The sequence below is a fragment of the Arcanobacterium canis genome (assembly GCF_029625435.1).
GTDB classification, from domain to species: Bacteria; Actinomycetota; Actinomycetes; order Actinomycetales; family Actinomycetaceae; genus Arcanobacterium; species Arcanobacterium canis.
In genome coordinates, this window is record NZ_CP121208.1 from 1712380 (window position 1) to 1730525 (window position 18146).

20 protein-coding genes are annotated in these 18146 nt (G+C 60.6%); all 20 read left to right on the top strand.

What is annotated here, in order from left to right; all coding sequences use genetic code 11:
- Positions 1-9 precede the first annotated feature (9 nt).
- The 20 genes from P7079_RS07735 (at position 10) to P7079_RS07830 (ending at position 18067) form a co-directional block, all read left to right on the top strand.
- A complete protein-coding gene (locus P7079_RS07735; RefSeq protein WP_278012678.1) occupies positions 10-1317 on the top strand; it encodes a phage portal protein in 1308 nt (435 codons plus the stop codon).
- A complete protein-coding gene (locus P7079_RS07740) occupies positions 1314-2150 on the top strand; it encodes a head maturation protease, ClpP-related (RefSeq protein WP_193326967.1) in 837 nt (278 codons plus the stop codon). Before P7079_RS07735 ends, P7079_RS07740 begins: the two co-directional genes overlap by 4 nt.
- Positions 2151-2160: 10 nt before the next feature.
- Positions 2161-3381 carry a phage major capsid protein gene (locus P7079_RS07745; RefSeq protein ID WP_278012679.1) on the top strand — a complete coding sequence of 407 codons (1221 nt, stop codon included), beginning with the start codon at positions 2161-2163 and terminating at the stop codon, positions 3379-3381.
- Between the two features lie 31 nt (positions 3382-3412).
- Positions 3413-3727 (top strand): head-tail connector protein, encoded by a 315-nt coding sequence (locus tag P7079_RS07750; protein WP_193326968.1) that lies wholly within the window; start codon positions 3413-3415, stop codon positions 3725-3727.
- A gap of 3 nt (positions 3728-3730) precedes the next feature.
- The gene (locus tag P7079_RS07755) at positions 3731-4093 is read left to right on the top strand and encodes a phage head completion protein (RefSeq protein WP_278012680.1); all 363 of its coding nucleotides are present in this window, start codon (positions 3731-3733) and stop codon (positions 4091-4093) included.
- Positions 4062-4499: an HK97-gp10 family putative phage morphogenesis protein gene (locus tag P7079_RS07760; protein WP_278012681.1), complete on the top strand. Its 438-nt coding sequence runs from the start codon at positions 4062-4064 to the stop codon at positions 4497-4499. Before P7079_RS07755 ends, P7079_RS07760 begins: the two co-directional genes overlap by 32 nt.
- The gene (locus P7079_RS07765) at positions 4496-4840 is read left to right on the top strand and encodes a hypothetical protein (RefSeq protein ID WP_278012682.1); all 345 of its coding nucleotides are present in this window, start codon (positions 4496-4498) and stop codon (positions 4838-4840) included. Before P7079_RS07760 ends, P7079_RS07765 begins: the two co-directional genes overlap by 4 nt.
- An 18-nt stretch (positions 4841-4858) precedes the next feature.
- Positions 4859-5455 carry a major tail protein gene (locus P7079_RS07770; RefSeq protein ID WP_193326972.1) on the top strand — a complete coding sequence of 199 codons (597 nt, stop codon included), beginning with the start codon at positions 4859-4861 and terminating at the stop codon, positions 5453-5455.
- 12 nt (positions 5456-5467) lie between these two features.
- The gene (locus P7079_RS07775; protein ID WP_278012683.1) at positions 5468-5878 is read left to right on the top strand and encodes a hypothetical protein; all 411 of its coding nucleotides are present in this window, start codon (positions 5468-5470) and stop codon (positions 5876-5878) included.
- A gap of 17 nt (positions 5879-5895) precedes the next feature.
- The gene (locus P7079_RS07780) at positions 5896-6072 is read left to right on the top strand and encodes a hypothetical protein (RefSeq protein ID WP_278012684.1); all 177 of its coding nucleotides are present in this window, start codon (positions 5896-5898) and stop codon (positions 6070-6072) included.
- A gap of 26 nt (positions 6073-6098) precedes the next feature.
- The gene (locus P7079_RS07785) at positions 6099-8783 is read left to right on the top strand and encodes a phage tail protein (protein ID WP_278012685.1); all 2685 of its coding nucleotides are present in this window, start codon (positions 6099-6101) and stop codon (positions 8781-8783) included.
- The gene (locus P7079_RS07790) at positions 8783-9469 is read left to right on the top strand and encodes a hypothetical protein (protein WP_278012686.1); all 687 of its coding nucleotides are present in this window, start codon (positions 8783-8785) and stop codon (positions 9467-9469) included. Before P7079_RS07785 ends, P7079_RS07790 begins: the two co-directional genes overlap by 1 nt.
- 85 nt (positions 9470-9554) lie before the next feature.
- Entirely contained in the window at positions 9555-12476 is a 2922-nt protein-coding gene (locus tag P7079_RS07795) for a phage tail spike protein (protein WP_278012687.1), read from the top strand.
- Between the two features lie 25 nt (positions 12477-12501).
- Entirely contained in the window at positions 12502-12942 is a 441-nt protein-coding gene (locus P7079_RS07800) for a DUF1617 family protein (protein WP_278012688.1), read from the top strand.
- Between the two features lie 8 nt (positions 12943-12950).
- Complete coding sequence (locus P7079_RS07805; RefSeq protein WP_278012689.1) at positions 12951-13103, top strand: hypothetical protein; 153 nt, start codon at positions 12951-12953, stop codon at positions 13101-13103.
- 71 nt (positions 13104-13174) lie between these two features.
- Positions 13175-13630 carry a phage holin family protein gene (locus P7079_RS07810; protein WP_126714201.1) on the top strand — a complete coding sequence of 152 codons (456 nt, stop codon included), beginning with the start codon at positions 13175-13177 and terminating at the stop codon, positions 13628-13630.
- Positions 13627-14454, top strand: coding sequence for an N-acetylmuramoyl-L-alanine amidase (locus P7079_RS07815; RefSeq protein ID WP_278012690.1), 828 nt, complete (start codon positions 13627-13629; stop codon positions 14452-14454). The genes P7079_RS07810 and P7079_RS07815 overlap by 4 nt, the downstream gene beginning before the upstream one ends.
- Positions 14455-14986: 532 nt before the next feature.
- Entirely contained in the window at positions 14987-15196 is a 210-nt protein-coding gene (locus tag P7079_RS07820; RefSeq protein WP_024330608.1) for a hypothetical protein, read from the top strand.
- A 46-nt stretch (positions 15197-15242) separates the two neighbouring features.
- The gene (locus tag P7079_RS07825; RefSeq protein ID WP_024330607.1) at positions 15243-16493 is read left to right on the top strand and encodes a recombinase family protein; all 1251 of its coding nucleotides are present in this window, start codon (positions 15243-15245) and stop codon (positions 16491-16493) included.
- Positions 16490-18067, top strand: a complete 1578-nt coding sequence (locus tag P7079_RS07830) for a recombinase family protein (RefSeq protein WP_024330606.1) — start codon at positions 16490-16492, stop codon at positions 18065-18067. The genes P7079_RS07825 and P7079_RS07830 overlap by 4 nt, the downstream gene beginning before the upstream one ends.
- Positions 18068-18146 lie beyond the last annotated feature (79 nt).

Here is an 18146-nt window from a genome sequence, read left to right on the forward strand (position 1 = left end):
GAGGCCCCAGTGGGACTTTTCGACTGGCTTCGCGGCACCAATTCCCGGCAGGTGTCGAACCACCAACTGTCGGCGAGTTATAGCTTCCTGTTCGGTCCCACCAGCTCCGGGCGGACGGTCACCGAACGAAGCGCGATGCAGATGACTGCGGTGTATTCGTGCGTGCGGATTTTGGCGGAGGCGATCGCAGGCCTGCCCCTGCACGTCTACCGCACCGAGAAAGACGGGTCGAAGGTCAAAGCCACCGACCACACGCTCTACCGCCTGCTGCACGATGAACCCAACCCGGAGATGACCAGCTTCGTCTTCCGCGAGACCCTCATGACGCATCTGCTGTTGTGGGGTAACGCCTACGCACAGGTCATCCGCAACGGTCTCGACGAGGTCATCGGCCTGTATCCGCTCATGCCGAATCGGATGAGTGTGGGCAGGGATGAAAATGGCAGGCTCTACTACGAGTACCAGACCACCAGCGACGAACCCGCTGGCCAGTGGTCGCGCATCCGGCTGTCGCCTGCTGACGTGCTGCACATCCCAGGGCTCGGGTTTGACGGGCTCGTGGGCTATTCGCCGATTGCGATGGCGAAAAACGCGATCGGCATGGCCATGGCCACCGAAGACTACGGCGCGAGTTTCTTTGCCAACGGGGCTGCCCCTGGCGGGGTGCTGGAGCATCCGGGCACGATCAAAGACCCCTCGCGGGTGCGCGAGTCCTGGCAGCAAACCTTCGGTGGAGCCCGCAACGCCAACAAGGTCGCAGTGCTCGAAGAGGGCATGAAGTACACGCCCATCTCCGTCTCCCCGGAGCAGGCGCAGTTCTTGGAGACACGCAAGTTCCAGATCAACGAGATCGCCCGGATCTTCCGCATCCCACCGCATATGGTGGGCGACCTCGAAAAATCGAGCTTCTCCAACATCGAGCAGCAGTCCTTGGAGTTCGTGAAATACACGCTCGACCCGTGGGTCATCCGCTGGGAACAAGCCCTGACCAAGACGCTGCTTAGCCCGCGTGAGAAGCCGAGCGTGTTCGTGAAGTTCAACCTCGAGGGCCTGCTGCGCGGCGACTACGTCTCGCGCATGAACGGCTACGCCGTGGCCAGGCAGAACGGGTGGATGAGCGCCAACGACATCCGCGCCCTCGAAAACCTCGACCGCATCGCTGCCGCTGACGGTGGCGACTTGTACCTGGTCAACGGCAACATGCTGCCGCTATCCATGGCCGGGGCCTACGCCACCGCCCAGCAAGCGCAGCAGGACGCAGCGCCTGGAGAGGAGCAGCCGCCGGTGGAACAACGAATTGAAAGGATGAGCCGGTGAGACGGTTCTGGAACTGGGAGCCACCCGCTCCCGACATTAATAGCCCGGCGGGTAGTGATACCAGCCGGGTTTTGCGTATCAACGGGGTGATCGCTGAGGAGTCATGGTTTGACGACGACATCACCCCGGCCCTGTTCGCCTCCGAGCTGGCGGCAGGTTCCGGTGACGTGACGCTGTGGATCAACAGCCCTGGCGGCGACGTCGTCGCGGCAGCCCAGATCTACAACATGCTCATCGACTATCCCGGACACGTGAAGGTGTGCATCGACGGGATCGCGGCCAGTGCCGCCAGCGTGATCGCCATGGCGGGCGAGGTCGTGGCGATGAGCCCGGTGTCGATGCTCATGATCCACAACCCGGCAACCCTCGCCGTCGGTGACGCCGACGAGCTCGGGCGTGCCATCGACATGCTCGCAGCGGTCAAAGAGTCCATCATCAACGCCTACGAGCTGAAAACCGGGATGAGCCGGGCCAAGCTCGCACGGCTGATGGATCAAGAGACCTGGATGGACGCGCGTGCCGCCATCAGCATGGGCTTTGCCGACGACTACCTCACCGGCAACGCCCCGAAGGTCACCGACCCCGATGAGGACGACGATGAGGAGCCGGACAAGCAGGCCCCGTGGCCGCTGAAGACCAGAAACCCCGCCCCGCTCGCCGATACCGCCAGTGGGGTGTGTTTTGCCCGCAAGCCCGCCGAGCAGCGCCTTGTCGCACACCTGACCGACACACCACGAGCTACCCAGCTACCGGTCCCAGCACTTGCACCACCTGTGGGGCGACGTGTGGTGGACCTGTATGCCGCCTTGATCAATCACACTCACCAACACTGAAGGAGAACCCATGTCTACGATGACGATTTCTGACCTGCGTACCCGCCGCGCCGAAACGTGGGAGAAGGCCAAGGCTTTTCTCGACGAGCGCCGCGACACCACCACCGGCTGCCTGTCCGCCGAGGACGACCAGACCTACGCCCGCATGGAAGCCGACATTGAACGGCTGACCGGCGAGATTGCCCGCGCCGAGCGCGCCCAGCGTCTGGACGCTGATCTGGCCCGCGCCACGAATGCGCCGCTGACCTCGATGCCCGGCCAGACCGGCGAGGAGACCGAGCCCAAGACCGGCCGCGCCACTGCCTCCTACAAGCGCGCCTTCTGGGATGCGATGCGCCTGAACGCCTCTCCCATGGAGGTGCGCAACGCCCTGAGTGAGGGGGTTGATTCCGAGGGCGGCTACCTGGTTCCGGACGAGTTCGAGCACACCCTCGTGCAGTCGCTGGCCGACCAGAACATCATGCGCGGTCTTGCCAACGTCATCCAGACCACCAGCGGGGATCGCAAGATCCCGGTCGTGTCCACCCACGGCAGCGCCGGGTGGCTCGATGAGGGCAAGCCCTACACCGAATCCGACGAGACCTTCTCCCAGATCACGCTCTCGGCGTTCAAGCTCGGCACTTTCCTCAAGATCAGTGAGGAACTGCTCGGCGATTCGGTCTTCGACGTCGAGGCCTACCTCGCCGCTGAGTTCGCTCGCCGCATCGGTGTTGCTGAAGAGGAGGCGTTCTTGGTCGGTGACGGCAAGGGCAAGCCGACCGGCATTTTCGATGCCACCGGTGGTGGCATCTCGGATGTGACCACCGCGAAGGCCGCCGACATCACCGCCGATGAGCTCATCGACCTGCACTACAGCCTGCGCGCACCGTATCGCGCTCGGGCGGTGTGGCTGATGAACGACGCCACCGTCAAGACCGTGCGCAAGCTCAAGGACAACCAGGGCCAGTACCTATGGCAGCCAGCACTGACCGCCGGTGCCCCGGACATGATCCTGGGCAAGCCCGTGCACACCTCCACGTTCGCACCCGAGATCAAGGCGGGCGCGAAGACCGTGGCGTTCGGTGACCTGTCCTACTACTGGATCGCTGACCGGCAGGGACGCTCGTTCAAGCGCCTGAACGAACTGTTCGCCACCTCCGGCCAGGTCGGTTTCCTCGCCTCCCAGCGCCTGGACGGCAAGCTCGTCCTGCCCGAGGCCGTCAAGATCCTCACCCAGAAGGCCGGAGCCTAAAACCCCACGCAACGAATAGGAGGTGGCAGCCATGAACCACCAGCTCATCGACCAGGTCAAAGCAAACCTCATTCTCGACCACGACGAGGACGACGAGCTCATCGCCAACCTGGTGGCAGCTGCCACCTCCTATGCTTGCAGCTTCCAGCACTTGCCTGAGGACTATTACGAGGCCCACGAGATGCCAGGGACCACCAGGCAGGCGATCGTGATGCTCGCCAGTCACTTCTACGAGTCGCGTGACGGGTCCACGGCCGGGTTCTGGTCCGACAAACCCGATGCCGCCAAGGCCATGTGGGCCGCGGTGAACACGCTGCTGCGCCTTGAGCGCGAATGGAAGGTCTAACCCATGGCAGGTATCGGCAGTATGCGAGAAACCATCGACCTCATCACCCCAGTGGCCCACAGGGATGCTGCGGGATTCACGGGCAGTAGCGAGCAGGTGGTCGCCTCGGTGCGCGCCTACAGGGAGATCAGACACGCCAGCTCAGCGTGGGTCAACCGTGCGGCCTACACGCAGGCCACCGTCTTGTTCCGCATCCGCACCATCCCCGGGGTCACCGTCTCGGAGGTCATGCACATCGCCGCTGCCGATGGCCGCTACGTCATCGACACCGTCGAGCCCATCGGCGGCTACATCGAGATCCTTGCCCACCGTCTGCACCCCGAAGGAACCCGCCATGGCGCGCGTCCAGATCCGACTCCCCAATAAGTACATCGACAAACTCGAGGCCACCTCACGCCTGGTGGACACTGCAGCCGACGAGGTCTTGAGCGCTGGCGCGAACGTGGTCGAACCACGCATGAAAGCCAACCTCGCCGCCGCGATCGGGCGGGCGACCACGATGCCGTCCCGCTCAACCGGCCAGCTCATCGGAGCCCTGGGTGTCACCAGCGTGAAGGTCAACTCACGAGGCAATCACAACGTCAAGGTCGGTTTCGCCGAGAACCGCCGCGACGGCAGGTCGAATGCGCTGATTGCCAACGTGTTAGAGCACGGCAGGAGCAACCAGCCCGCCCGCCCGTTTCTGGCACCGACACGCTCGCAGACCAGACGGAGTGTGGTGGAGGCGATGAAAACCGTGCTGGCATCCAAACTCGACGGGATCAGACCATGACCGTCCAGCTGCTGGAAACCCTCACCATGATTGCTGACCGGCTTGATCTGCCGATCGCGGTGAGCTTGTTTAGCGCCTCGCCCGCACCAGTGACCTATCTGGTGGCCACCCCGATCGGCGACACGCTGGAGGTGTTCGCCGACAACACCCCGAGCGTCGAAGTCGAAGAAGTCCGCCTCTCCCTGTTCACAACTGACAACTACCTGCCCTGGCGCGACACGCTCACCCACGCGCTCGTCGACGCGGGGCTGGTGGTCACCGCCAGGCGCTACATCGGCTTCGAGGACGATACGGGCTACCACCACTACAGCTTCGATATCAGCTGCCACCACCCGTTTTAACGAAAGGACGGACCACCCATGGCCACGATTGGTCTTGACAAGCTCTACTACGCCACGATTACCGAAAACCCCACCACCGGCGAGGAAACCTACGCCAGCCCGAAACCACTGGCCAAAGCGATCTCAGCGGAGTTGTCCGTCGAGGTCGCCGAGGCGATCTTGTATGCCGACGATGGGCCCAGCGAGATCGTCAAGGAGTTCAAATCCGGCACGCTCACCCTCGGCGTGGACGACCTGGGAGCAGAAGCCGCAGCGGCACTGACCGGTGCCACCCTGGATGCCAACGGGGTGCTCATCTCGTCCTCGGAAGACGGCGGCACACCGGTAGCGATCGGGTTCCGTGCCGCCCGCTCCAACGGCACCTTCCAGTACTTCTGGCTCTACCGCGTGAAGTTCGCCCTGCCAAGCACCACGCTTGCCACCAAGGCCGACTCGATCACGTTCTCCACCCCGAGCATCGAGGGCACGATCCTGCGCCGCAACAAGCCAGACGCGAAGGGCCGCCACCCGTGGAAAGCCGAAGCCACCGAAGGCGACCCCAAGGTTAAGGCCGAGATCATCACCGGCTGGTACAAGTCCGTCTACGAGCCCGCCGCCACCAGCCCCGGCAAGTAAAGGAGCACCCTCATGACTGACACACCATCGATTGATGCTGCCGGGCGCAGTGCGACCGTGACGATTGGTGGGAGCGAGTACGAGCTGGTGCTCACCACCAAGGCGACCCGGCTGATCGCCGAGCGTTACGGCGGGCTGGACAAGCTCGGAGCCGCGTTGGAGACCTCCGAGGACCTCGGCCACACACTGACCGAGGTGATCTGGCTAATCACGCTGCTGGCCAACCAGTCAGTGCAGATCCACAACCTCACCCACCTCGACAACCCGCGCCCGCAGTTGACGGAGGACGAGGTGGAGCTGCTGACGGTTCCTGCCGATATCGCCGACTACCGGGGTGCGATCGCCGAGGCACTGCAGCGAGGCACCCGCCGCGACATCCTCACCGAGCCAGCCCCAAAAGCGAGCCCGGCAGCGGACGGATAATCGAATCCGACCAGGCAGTGTTCACCCGCCTGACCTACATCGGTTTAGCCCACCTCGGCCTGAGACACGACGAGGTGGGCCTGATGGTCTTTGGTGAGCTCCTTGACCTGGTGGACTGCTGGCGAATCGAGACAGGACGAGCGCAACCAGCACGGGTGTGGTTCATCGACGACATCATCCCGACCGGCATCTAACCCCACTGACAGGCAGGTGAATCCTCATGGCTGACTCATCGTTTGGTCTCAAGATCGGTCTGGAAGGTGAACGCGAGTTCAAGCGGGCCATTACCGACATCAACCGTGAGATGCGGGTGCTGGGCTCGGAGATGAAACTGGTGGCCTCTCAGTTCGACAGGAACGACAAGTCCACCCAGGCATTGGCTTCCCGCAACCAGGTGCTGACCAAAGAGATCGAGACCCAAAAGTCCAAGATCGAAACACTCAAGGCCGCGCTGGAGAACTCGGCCGCGTCGTTCGGGGAGAACGATTCGCGAACGAAGAACTGGCAGATCCAGCTCAACAACGCCGGAGCCGAGCTCAACGAACTGGAAAAAGAGCTCAAGGCCAACAATGATGCGCTCGGCGAGTTCGGTGACGAGGCCGACGGGGCAGGCGATGACGCGAAAGACGCCGCCAAGGACGCCGGGCGCTTGGAGGACGCGGTCGATGATCTCGGCGACGAGATGGACGACACCGGGGATAAGACCAGTGTATTCGGGGACGTGCTCAAAGCTAACCTGGCCGCCGAGGCGATCGTCGCTGGTGTCAAGGGCATCGGCAAGGCGATCGCGAGTATCGGCCGGGGTATGGCCGACGCGTTGAAAGACGGGGTGGAGTACAACGCCCGCATGGAGCAGTACACCACCAGCTTCACCACGATGCTCGGCGATCAGGCAAAAGCCCAACAGCTGGTCAACGACCTGAAAACCCAGGCCGCGAAGACCCCGTTCGGCATGGGCGATCTCGCAGGCAGCATGCAGACCCTACTGGCCTTCGGCATCAGCCTGAAGGATGCGAAGAAGCACCTGATGCATATCGGTGACATCTCCCAAGGGGATGCGCAGAAGATGGAGTCACTGACGTTGGCGTTCGCCCAGATGTCCTCGACGGGCAAGCTGACCGGCCAAGACCTCAACCAGATGATCAACGCCGGGTTCAACCCGCTGGAGGAGATCTCCCGCAAGACGGGTAAGTCCATCGGCGAGCTGAAAGACGAGATGGCCAAGGGCGCGATCAGCGCGGACATGGTCGCTGACGCGTTCGCTTCGGCAACGGAAGAAGGCGGCCGTTTCCATGGGGCGATGGAAGCCCAGTCGAAAACCTTCACCGGCCAGCTCTCTACCATGCGCGACGGCATCGACAACCTCAAGGGCCTGCTCGCCCAAGGTTTGACTGACGCGCTGGCTGGCACGGTCATGCCGATGGTGGGCGGGTGGATCGATGAGCTCACGGCAGCCTTCGAACAGGGCGGAGCCCCGGCACTGATCGACAAGCTCGGTGAGGTTCTGCAAGAAGCACTCGCGTTTATCGCCGAGCAGCTGCCGATGGTGGTCGAGACCGGCATGTCGATCCTGACCGCACTGCTGGAAGGCATCATCGAGGTGTTGCCGTCGGTTGCTGAGACAGCGGTGATGCTCATCGTCGCACTAGTGGAGGCGATCATCGAGGCTCTGCCGTCACTGTTGGAAGCAGCCCTGCAGATCATCACCACCTTGGTCACCGGTATCGGTGAGGCGCTCCCGGAGCTCATCCCGGCGGCCGTGGAGATGATTGTCGCCCTGGTCCAAGGGCTGGTCGATAGCCTGCCGATGATCCTTGAGGCCGCGTTGCAGCTCATCTTGGGGCTCGCCCAGGGCCTGCTGGAGGCGATCCCGGTGCTCATTGAGGCGCTGCCGCAGATCATCACCTCGATTGTGGAGTTCCTGGTTGGCGCGATCCCGCAGATCATCGAGACCGGTATCGCGTTGTTGACCTCCCTGGTCGAAGCGCTCCCGGAGATCATCACCGCGATCGTGACGGTGCTGCCACAAATCATCACCGGCATCATCACCACGCTGCTGTCGGCCCTGCCGCAGCTGATTGAGGCTGGCGTCAAGCTCCTCACCGCGCTGATTGGGGCGCTGCCGCAGATCATCACCACGATCGTGGCCGCGCTGCCGCAGATCATCGCAGCGATCGTCTCAGTGATCGGTGGGGCGATCCCGCAACTGGTCATGGCAGGTGTTGAGCTGCTGACCGCGTTGATCACGAACCTGCCACAGATCATCTCGACCATCGTGGCGGCGATCCCGCAGATCATCACCGGGATCGTGGGCGCGGTCGGTCAAGGGGTCGGCCAGATGGCCTCTGCAGGCGCGGACCTGGTGCGGGGCTTGTGGAACGGCATCCAGTCGCTGGCAGGCTGGCTCTGGGACAAGGTCACAAGCTGGTGCTCCGACATTTGGGACGGCATCACCGGCTTCTTCGGCATCAACTCCCCATCAAAGGAAATGGCGTGGGTCGGTGACATGCTCACCCGAGGCCTGGCCGGAGGTATCGAAGACACCGGAAGTCGCGCTATCGACGCAGCTCAAGATGTCGCCGCCGACACCCTTGCGGCCATGAGTGAGCTCACCAGCGGTATCGACGTGCCGATCACCGCCAGCCTGGACCCGGTCGATCTGACCCCAACCCGCCTGCAACCACCGCCTGCAACCACCACGAGCAGCGCTGTCGGCCAGGAGGCAGGGCGCGGGCTCGAGGTGGCGGGCATCGTCGACCAGACCGCCCGTGCACTGCTGGAGGCCATGGACATCAAGGTCGTGCTCAACGACGGCACGCTGGTGGGCAAACTCGCCCCCGGCATCAACCGCCAGCTGGCCCGTATCAACTCCCACCACACGGTGCTCGCCACAGGAGGTGCCTGATGCACGGTTTCACCCTCGATACGACAGTGTCCTCAACGTCGCTGGGCCTGCGGCTCACAGGCCCGGTCGACCTACCGGTCGCCGAGCGGGTCACAGACGATATTGAGGTGGCGGGCAGGGCCGGGACGCTGACTCGCCTGGGCGGCTGGCACGACACGTCGATCACGTTGCCGCTGGCGATCACAGGCGGCCTGGCGGCCTACCACAAGGCCGCGCTGGCGCTGGGGCGGGCGGCAACCATTCACCTGTCCACCCAGCCCGGGGCCTTCCACAAGATCAAACACGCCTCCATCAGCCCACTGCGCACGGACATGTCCTCGTGGGGATTCTTCGAGGCACACCTGGTATGCGAGCCGTTTAGCTACCTCGACTCTGGGCTGACCGCCCACACGCTCACCTCCTCCGGGCAGATCACCAACCCGGGACTGGTTGATGCGGCACCGATCATCACGATCAAGGGCACCGGGACGCTAACGCTGACGATCAACGCAGCCACCTACCGCGTCCAGTCACCTGCAGGGCAGATCACCCTGGACTCGGCCCGGCTTGTCGCACACGTCGCGGGCCGGGTGCAAACCGACGCGGTCACCGGCACGTTCCCGATCCTTACCCCAGGGGTTAACCGGGTCACTTTGGGAAGCGGCATCTCCAAAGTCGAGATCACTGGGAACTGGCGAAACCCCTAACCTGGCCCATTTCTTTGCCCCTCAGTGCGCCCGTAGCCGTGTGTCTTCGGCTGCGGGCAAAACGTCTGTGAAAGGAACCCCACCGATGCTCACCGTGCATGCCCCGACTGCCACCACGTTCACCGCCACCGGCGAGGGCGTCCTCGACCCGGAACTCATCGACGCCCGGGTCATTGAGGAGCTCGGCGGAGCCTACCAACTCACCATTGTCTACCCGGCTGACGGGCCGCTGGCATCACAGCTTGCAGTCGAGGCGATCATCGCAGCCCCTGTGCCCGGCACCACCATCCGGCAAGGGTTTCGTATCCACGAGGTCACCACGAGCCTGGACGGGCTGCTGGAGGTCACGGCCTTCCATCTGTTCTACGACCTGGCAGGCAACTTCATCGCCGACACCTTCGTCGTCAACAAGACCCCCAAGGCGGCCCTCGACCAGCTCCTTGGTGCTGCCACCACGAAGCACCGGTTCACCGCGACCAGCTCCGATACGACCACCAGGGCCTCTGCGCGTGTGGTGCGGATGAACCTGGCCGCCGCGATCATGAACCAGGGCTCGGACAACACGTTCGCCTCCCGGTGGGCCGGAGAGCTCACGCGCGATAACTGGCACATCCACCACGCCGCCACACGCGGCGCAGATCGTGGGGTCGTGATCCGCGATCGCAAGAACCTCACCGGCTACACCGCCACTGTCGATCTGACGAACGTGGTCACCCGGATCGTGCCGGTCGGGTTTGATGGGATCACCCTGCCCGAGCTCTACGTCGACTCGCCACGCGTCGATCACTACGCGATCCCGCATATCAAGGTGGTGCGCTACCCGGACATCAAAGCGATCGCCGACGCCGACAACCCTCGCGAGGACGAAGTACCTCTGCCGCAGGCACACGCCCTTCTGCGTCAAGCCGCCAAGGCCGAGTACGCCACCAACCACATCGATACCCCTGCCGCGAGCTACACCGTCTCATTCGTCGACCTTGCCTCCACGAGCGAGTACGCCGACCTCGCTGAACTCGAGACCGTCCTGCTGGGAGACACGGTGACGGTGCAGCACGCCGACCTGGGCGTGTCCCTGTCAGCGCGGGTTGTCGGCTACGAGTACGACCCGCTCCGACAGGCATATATTTCGGTGGAGTTGGGTTCGGTTGCAGGGAAGTTCACCTCGATCACCCGCACCATCACCACCGCGCAGACGGCCGCCGAGATGGCCGCTGATCTTGCTGGCGTGGCGCTGGCATCAGCGGACGGGAAATCCACCAACCATTACGGTCCGAAACAGCCCGCAGCGGCCCGCCTGGGGGACACGTGGTTTAAGGACAATGGCGAGACGATTGAGATCTGGATCTACCAGGTCACCGACACCGGCGAGCCCGGCTGGGTTGCCCTTGCCACGGACCTCAACCATGCTCAGGTCAGCGCTGAGCTCGCTGAGGCCCGCGCTGAGGTGGCGGCCGCGAAAACCGCTGCTGCAGATGCCCAAGCCGCCGCTGCCGCTGTCGCTGCTCGCCTCACCGAAGCCGAAACCGAGATCAGTCAGGCACGCGAAGCAGCCAGCCAGGCCGAAACCACAGCACGACAGGCTGAGGCGGTAGCCGGAGAGGCTGGCGTGAAGGTTGCTGGGCTTGAGAGCTCAGTTTCCCAAGCGCAACACCGTGCCGATACGGCCTACGAGACGGCACGGCAGGTTCAAACCAGTAGTGAGGCCCGTTTCACTGAGCTGACGAATTCGGATAACAGCCTTGCTTCGTCACTTTCAATGATGGCCAGCGACCTGAACCTGCGCGTGCGCTCGGGCGAGATCATCTCCCAGATCAACATCTCACCCGAAACCATCTTGATTGACGGTAAATGCATACACATCACCGGCCAAACCAGTATCGATAACGCCACGATCACCACCGCAATGATCGCTAATGCGGCGATTACTGACGCGAAGATCGCCAGCCTGTCGGCAGCCAAGATCACCACCGGCACACTCTCTGCTGCCCGGATCGCAGCCGGATCGATCACCAGTGACAAGCTCACGATCGCTGATGGGTTCATTAAGTCAGCGATGATCGCCAACGCCGCAATCACCGACGCAAAGATCGGCTCGTTGTCGGCCTCGAAGATCACCACCGGCACCCTGTCCGCTGCGCGGATCGCGGCCGGATCGATCACCAGTGACAAGCTCACCATCGCTAACGGCTTCATCAAAACCGCGATGATCGCGAACGCGGCAATCACGAACGCGAAAATCGCCAACCTTGACGCAGGCAAAATCACCACCGGCACGCTGGGTGCTGGCCGGATCGGGGCGCGTAGTATTACTGCCGATAAGCTTGCCACCAACGCAATCCAAGTAGGTTTGGCTGGATGGAACCAGTCCATCCGTATCAGCCCCACCCAGATCTCGTGGTACAACGGATCCACACTCGAAGGCAGCATCACCTCATCAGGGATGAGTTTCTACTATGGTGCCCGGTTCATTGGCAGAACAGGCCAGCAATACAAAAGTGGTAACACGTCTGTGCGGGGAATCTCGAACTCTCTCGATGTTCAAGGTGATTACATCACCTGGTCGTATATGAAGTCATCGGCCGATGATTCCTACACGACGATGCTGACGTTGGATCCGCGTGGAAAGTTTTACGGCACCACCGGTATTCATCTGGGTGCAGATCTTCGTACCCATGGGCATGATTTCTACACGGCAGGAAACCGCTCGATCGTTCTCCAAGACTGCACCCTAACGGGGAAGGGCACTTTTCCTGGCTGGTCAAGTAGCAACAACTTATCCAAAGTTGTCTTCCACACCTACGACTTGATGGTGGTCACCAACGGATCGTTTTACAACATGTCTCGCCTGTTTGACAGGGTTGGTGACCTGATGAGCCGCGTCAACTCCTTGATCCGTTCGTTGAATCAAGGCTGGGTCAAAAACATTAGTGATGCCGGTGGTGGGCGAATTACCTGGAACTATTTTTCCAACACCGGCCTGCAACCCATGTCCACCAACCTTTCCTAAACCCTAATTTATGAAAGGAGACCCGATGCGGTTTCTTCTCCCACCGATCTATCTCAAGCCCGCAATCGAGCTACTTCAAGCGATGCCGCTTGCTGGATCAGCGTCTAGGGCTCGCACGAAACTCATCCACCTTCTCCAGGGCGCCTATGCCAGCTTCGCTGAAGATGAATACGCTCTCGTTACCCAATACGCCACCACCAGTGACGACGGCACACCAGTGTTTGATAGTGATGGCACGTTCACTCTCAAAGATCCCCAGATGGCCAAAGAGTTTCACGACCAACATCAAGCCTTGTTTAATCGGCGTATCGAAGTAGCAGGCCCGACCTATGAACAGCACGCCAGTGACATACAAGCCTTCCTTGATGCCTCACCAATGGAACTTACCGGCATACAAGCTGAGGCCTATAACGTCGTCTACGACGCCATCATCGAAACCCTCGATGAGGATAAGGACAGGCAATGAGCCAGCACATGATTGAGATTCTCCCTGTTGGCACACATACCGCTGATACTACCGGGCCGCCACCCCCACCACAGGAGACTGCGATAGTGGTTGAGCCCATCGAAGCGCACCTGGATTTAACAGTCCCGATCCTCGATATTCTCACCAGCCCCGACCTCTAACCCTGTTACCCGCGCCAAGGATGGTGCGGGTTTTCTTTTGTCAACTATCTTCGTAAGAAAGGGACACTGTTATGCCTGTGAAAGCCCTATGGGTTGTCACCCAAACCAGTATCGCCACACTCGCGGCGGGAATCGCTGCGTTTCTCGGAGGCCTCGACGGCCTCATCTATGCGCTTATTGCCTTCGTTGTCGCCGATTACATCACCGGAGTGCTTGCCGCGATCTCGGAGCGGCGCGTCTCTAGCGCGATTGGGTTTAAAGGAATCAGCCGTAAGGTCGTGCTCTTTGCTCTCATTGGTCTTGCTCATCTCCTTGACGTTCACGTTATCGGCACGCCCGGTGTATTACGCACTGCCACCATCGTCTTCTACCTGTCCAACGAAGGCATCTCCCTTGTGGAAAACGCCACCCGGCTTGGACTACCCGTACCTCAGCAAATCCGTGACGCTCTCGAGCTGATCGCTAACCGTCGTGAGCAACGACCACCACTAACCGACCCTGCACAATTGAAGGAGAACAACAAATGAAAAATTGGAACACTCTTGACGCTGACGAGAACCAGATCCTTGCTACACATTTCACGCCCGGCCGGTCAGGACGGCGCATCGACAAGATCATCATCCACCACAACGCTGGCAACCTCACCATCGCTGGCTGCTATCAGGTGTGGCAGACCCGGCCTGCTTCCGCTCACTATCAAGTCGATAGCAATGGGCGCATCGGACAGCTCGTGTGGGACCGGAACACCGCCTGGCATGCAGGGAACTGGGAAGCCAACACCACCAGTATTGGTATCGAGCACGCCGATATCTCCTCTAACCCGTGGGCTGTATCCGAAGCCTGCCTCAACAACGGCGCACACCTCGTGGCCGCGATCTGCAAGTTCTACGGTCTTGGCCGCCCGGCGTGGGGGAAGAACGTGTTCGGACACAAGGACTTCTCTGCGACCGCCTGCCCGGCATCTCTCGCTGGCTCCCAGCATGCCGCCTACATGGCAAAAGCACAGTCTTGGTATGACCAGATGACCGGTAGCGCACCAGCACCTGCTCCTGCAGCGCCGAACATCGATGCCCTCGCCGATGCAGTGATTCGTGGCGAGTACGGCAACGGGGATGAGCGCAAGCGTCGCCTCGGAGCGAACTATGCGGCTGTTCAGGCTCGCGTGAATGAGAAGCTTTCCGGCAACGCGCCCACGCCAACACCCGCACCAGCACCAGCCACACCGAACATCGATGCGCTGGCTGACGCCGTGATCCGTGGCGAGTACGGCAATGGTGAGGAACGTAAACGACGTCTCGGAAACCTCTACAGCGCGGTGCAAGCGCGAGTGAACGCCAAGCTCGGCTACTAGCCACACGCGCTTCTGCGGCGTATTGAAGCCCCGTCATCACTGTGACTTCCCAATCCTCGGGGAGCCGGTGGTGGCGGGGCTTTTCGTCATTTTACGGGTGGATTTAACACATACGGGTTTGTCGGCAGTGGGGTGAAGGGAGTGACCCCACTGTGAAGAACATTGAAGAAGAACGTATCCGTAACCTGCGCACAGCAGGCTGGGGATATAAAGCGATTGCCGAGTTTTGCGCCTTGACCCGTGACCAGGTCCGTTCATACTGCACCAGCCGAAATCTCGAGGCCGGTTCAGTGGTGGCCCAGCGGGTGTGCCGCTGGTGTGCCAGCCCTATTCGGGGAGGTGCTCGTGCTCGGTTTTGCTCGCCCGCCTGCAGGCATAAAGCTTGGCGGGAACGGCAGAAAACCGAGCCCGTGCGCAAGCAGACCTGTGCACACTGCGGGCATCGCTTCGTGATCGTGGACAAGCCAGGTCAAAAGTATTGCTGTCACGCCTGTTATGTGCGTGCTCGCTTTGGCACCCGAGGTGGGCGCTCATGAACACACTCGTCGCTCCTGTTGATCAACTGGCCCAGCCTGACGTGTTCGCCCGAGAACTCGCCTTCATTACTGACGCTCACACGTTGAGCATGCTGGCAGGTCGAGGAGTGCTAACCCCCGCAGAGTATCGGCGTGTCTATCGGTTGTTGTTCCAGGCGTGGACGCCGATCTATCAGTCACAGATTGTGGGCGAAACGACTGGATAAACACCGCCTTTAGAGCGTGTATAGACCTAACACGAAAGGAGAAAACGTGGCACAGGTTAGTGTGGTGACACCGGTTCGACCGCTTGCCCCGAAACTGGTCAACGTAGCAGCATACGCTAGGGTCTCGACCAACGGTGCGGAGCAATTAGCGTCATTGTCGGCGCAGGTTTCGTATTATTCGCGCCTGATCCAGTCCACGCCCGGATGGGCCTATGCGGGCGTGTTCACCGATGAGGGTATTACTGGCACTTCGATGAAATCCCGGCAAGGCCTGGCCGACCTGATGAACGCTGCCAGAGCAGGAAAGATCGATCTTGTGTTGTGTAAATCGATCTCGCGCCTGGCCCGCAACACTGTCGACCTTCTCGCTACGGTTCGTGAGCTGAAAGACCTTGGTGTGGCTGTGCGATTCGAGCGGGAACGTATCGACACCCTTAGCGTTGACGGGGAACTGCTGTTAACCTTGCTGGCCTCGTTTGCCCAAGAAGAATCACGCTCGCTATCCCAGAACGTGAAATGGGCGATCCGTAACCGGTACAAGAACGGGGGCACGAATTCCTTCGTTGTCTTTGGATACCAATGGGCAGACGGCCAGTTCACCATCATTGACGATGAAGCCAAGATTGTGCGCTTACTGTTTGCCAATTATCTCGATGGGATTAGCCCGGAGAAAACCGCGACGATGCTCAATGATCAAGGTAAACGCTCTCGGGGAGGGGGACGGTTCTATGGGTCCGTGTTTCGTCGCATGCTTGAAAACGAGCGCTACAAGGGCTGCCAGATGCTGCAGAAAATGTACCGCCCTGCGATCCAAGCACCCAACCGTGCTCTCAATGACGGGGAGCTGCCGCGATACTGGGTTGAGCAAGCCCTCCCACCCATCATCGATAAGTCTGTGTTTGACGCGGTGCAAGCAGAAATCGCTCATCGGCGCGAGATTGGTCCGGCGGCGACCCCGTCGAAGAACACGGGCGTGTTCACTGGACGGATCTGCTGCGGCGCGTGCGGGAAGAACTATCAACGCAAAACCCGCACCTACAAGTCTGGAACCTCGTATAAGTTTTGGCGCTGCTGGAGTGCCTGCACCGGGAACGGCAACCCCTGTAGGGGGCACAACCTGCGCGAAACACTCCTCGAACACGCCTGCGCAGACATGCTCGGCGCCCAAAGTTTCGACCCTGTGTCGGTTGGCGAGCAGATCGTGATGATTGAAGCCTTCTCGCACCAGCTCACATTCCACCTCGCGGATGGAACTATGACGCCGGTGGGGTTAACCAGTGAGGGGAGGCTGGCATGAGTCGCACGGTCACTGCGATACCCGCAACAAAGAAACCCGGAACTGTCACAACCCTATCTGGGGTACCGGCGCGCAGACGGGTGGCGGCGTATGCTCGCGTCTCTACCGAGATGGAAGAACAAACCTCCTCCTACGAGGCTCAAATCGACTACTACACCACCTACATTCATTCCCGTAATGATTGGCAGTTCGCGGGCCTGTACGCCGACGAAGGTATCTCTGGCACCTCTATGAAGCGCCGTGAGGGATTCCAAACCATGATCGATGACGCCCTGGCAGGCAAAATCGACCTGATCCTCACCAAGAGTGTGTCCCGGTTTGCTCGCAACACCGTCGACTCCTTGACCACCGTGCGCAAGCTCAAAGACGCAGGCGTGGAGGTCTACTTCGAAAAGGAAAATATTTACACCTTTGACGCCAAAGGCGAATTGCTCATCACGATCATGTCCAGCCTGGCCCAGGAAGAATCCCGATCTATCTCCGAAAACGTCACCTGGGGACACAGGAAACGTTTTCAAGATGGGAAAGTCATGGTGCCCTACAAATCCCTGCTCGGATACAAGAAAGGCGAGGACGGCAGTCTCGTCATCGATGAAACCCAGGCACCGACCGTGAGGCTGATCTACCAGCTCTTCCTTGACGGGATGGCTATTAGTGAGATTAAAACCGAACTCGCTGCCCGCAAGATCCTCACCCCGCGCGGGAAAGAAGTGTGGTCAACGTCGACAGTGCGCTCGATCTTGTCGAATGAAAAATACAAGGGCGATGCCCTGCTGCAAAAGACGTTTACCACCGATTTTCTTACTAAGAAGATGAAGGTCAACGAAGGTGAAGTGCCCCAATACTACGTAACAGGCAATCACGAGCCGATTATTGCTCCGCGTATCTGGGATCAGGTGCAATACGAACTCGCCACCCGACATGGCAACATATCGTCAGCGAAGGTCGGCTTGTTCTCCACCCGGCTCAAGTGTGCTCAGTGTGGGGCGTGGTATGGGCGTAAGACGTGGGCGTCGAACACGAAATATAAGTACACAGTCTGGCAATGCAACCACAAATATGCAGGCGAACGCCGTTGCAGCAGCGCGACTATGAAAAACGAAGATATCAAGAACGCTTTCGTCCAAGCACTCAACCAACTGATCGCCCGCCATCGCTACGAAAGCCAGCTACCGCAGATTCTTGACTCCATGTTTGATACGAGCCGTATGGAAGAACAAGCCGCCGCCTGCCAAACAAAAATCGTGGAACTCACTGAGCAGATTGAGGCACTGATTGGGCAGAACCAGCGCCACGCGCTCGACCAAGACGCCTACCAAAACAAGTACACAGAGCTCGATACTGCCTACCGTAAGACGCTCGCACGCAAAACAAGCCTAGAGGCAGATATTGCAGCGAACACCGCCAAGCACGCCGCCGTCACCACAGCCCTAGGCGATCTGGCGGGCGAACCTGTGAGCGATTTTCGCCCCGCCCAGTGGAGCGCACTCATCGACCACGCCATCGTAGACGAGGATACGATCCGATTCGTATTCCGCACCGGTGAACAGGTGAGCATGACCCTGCAAGGGTGATATTGTAGCGGTTGACGTGCACGGTTAGGTACACCTCCCAGAAATAAAGTAAGGTTAGACTTACCTAAGAAGGATGGTG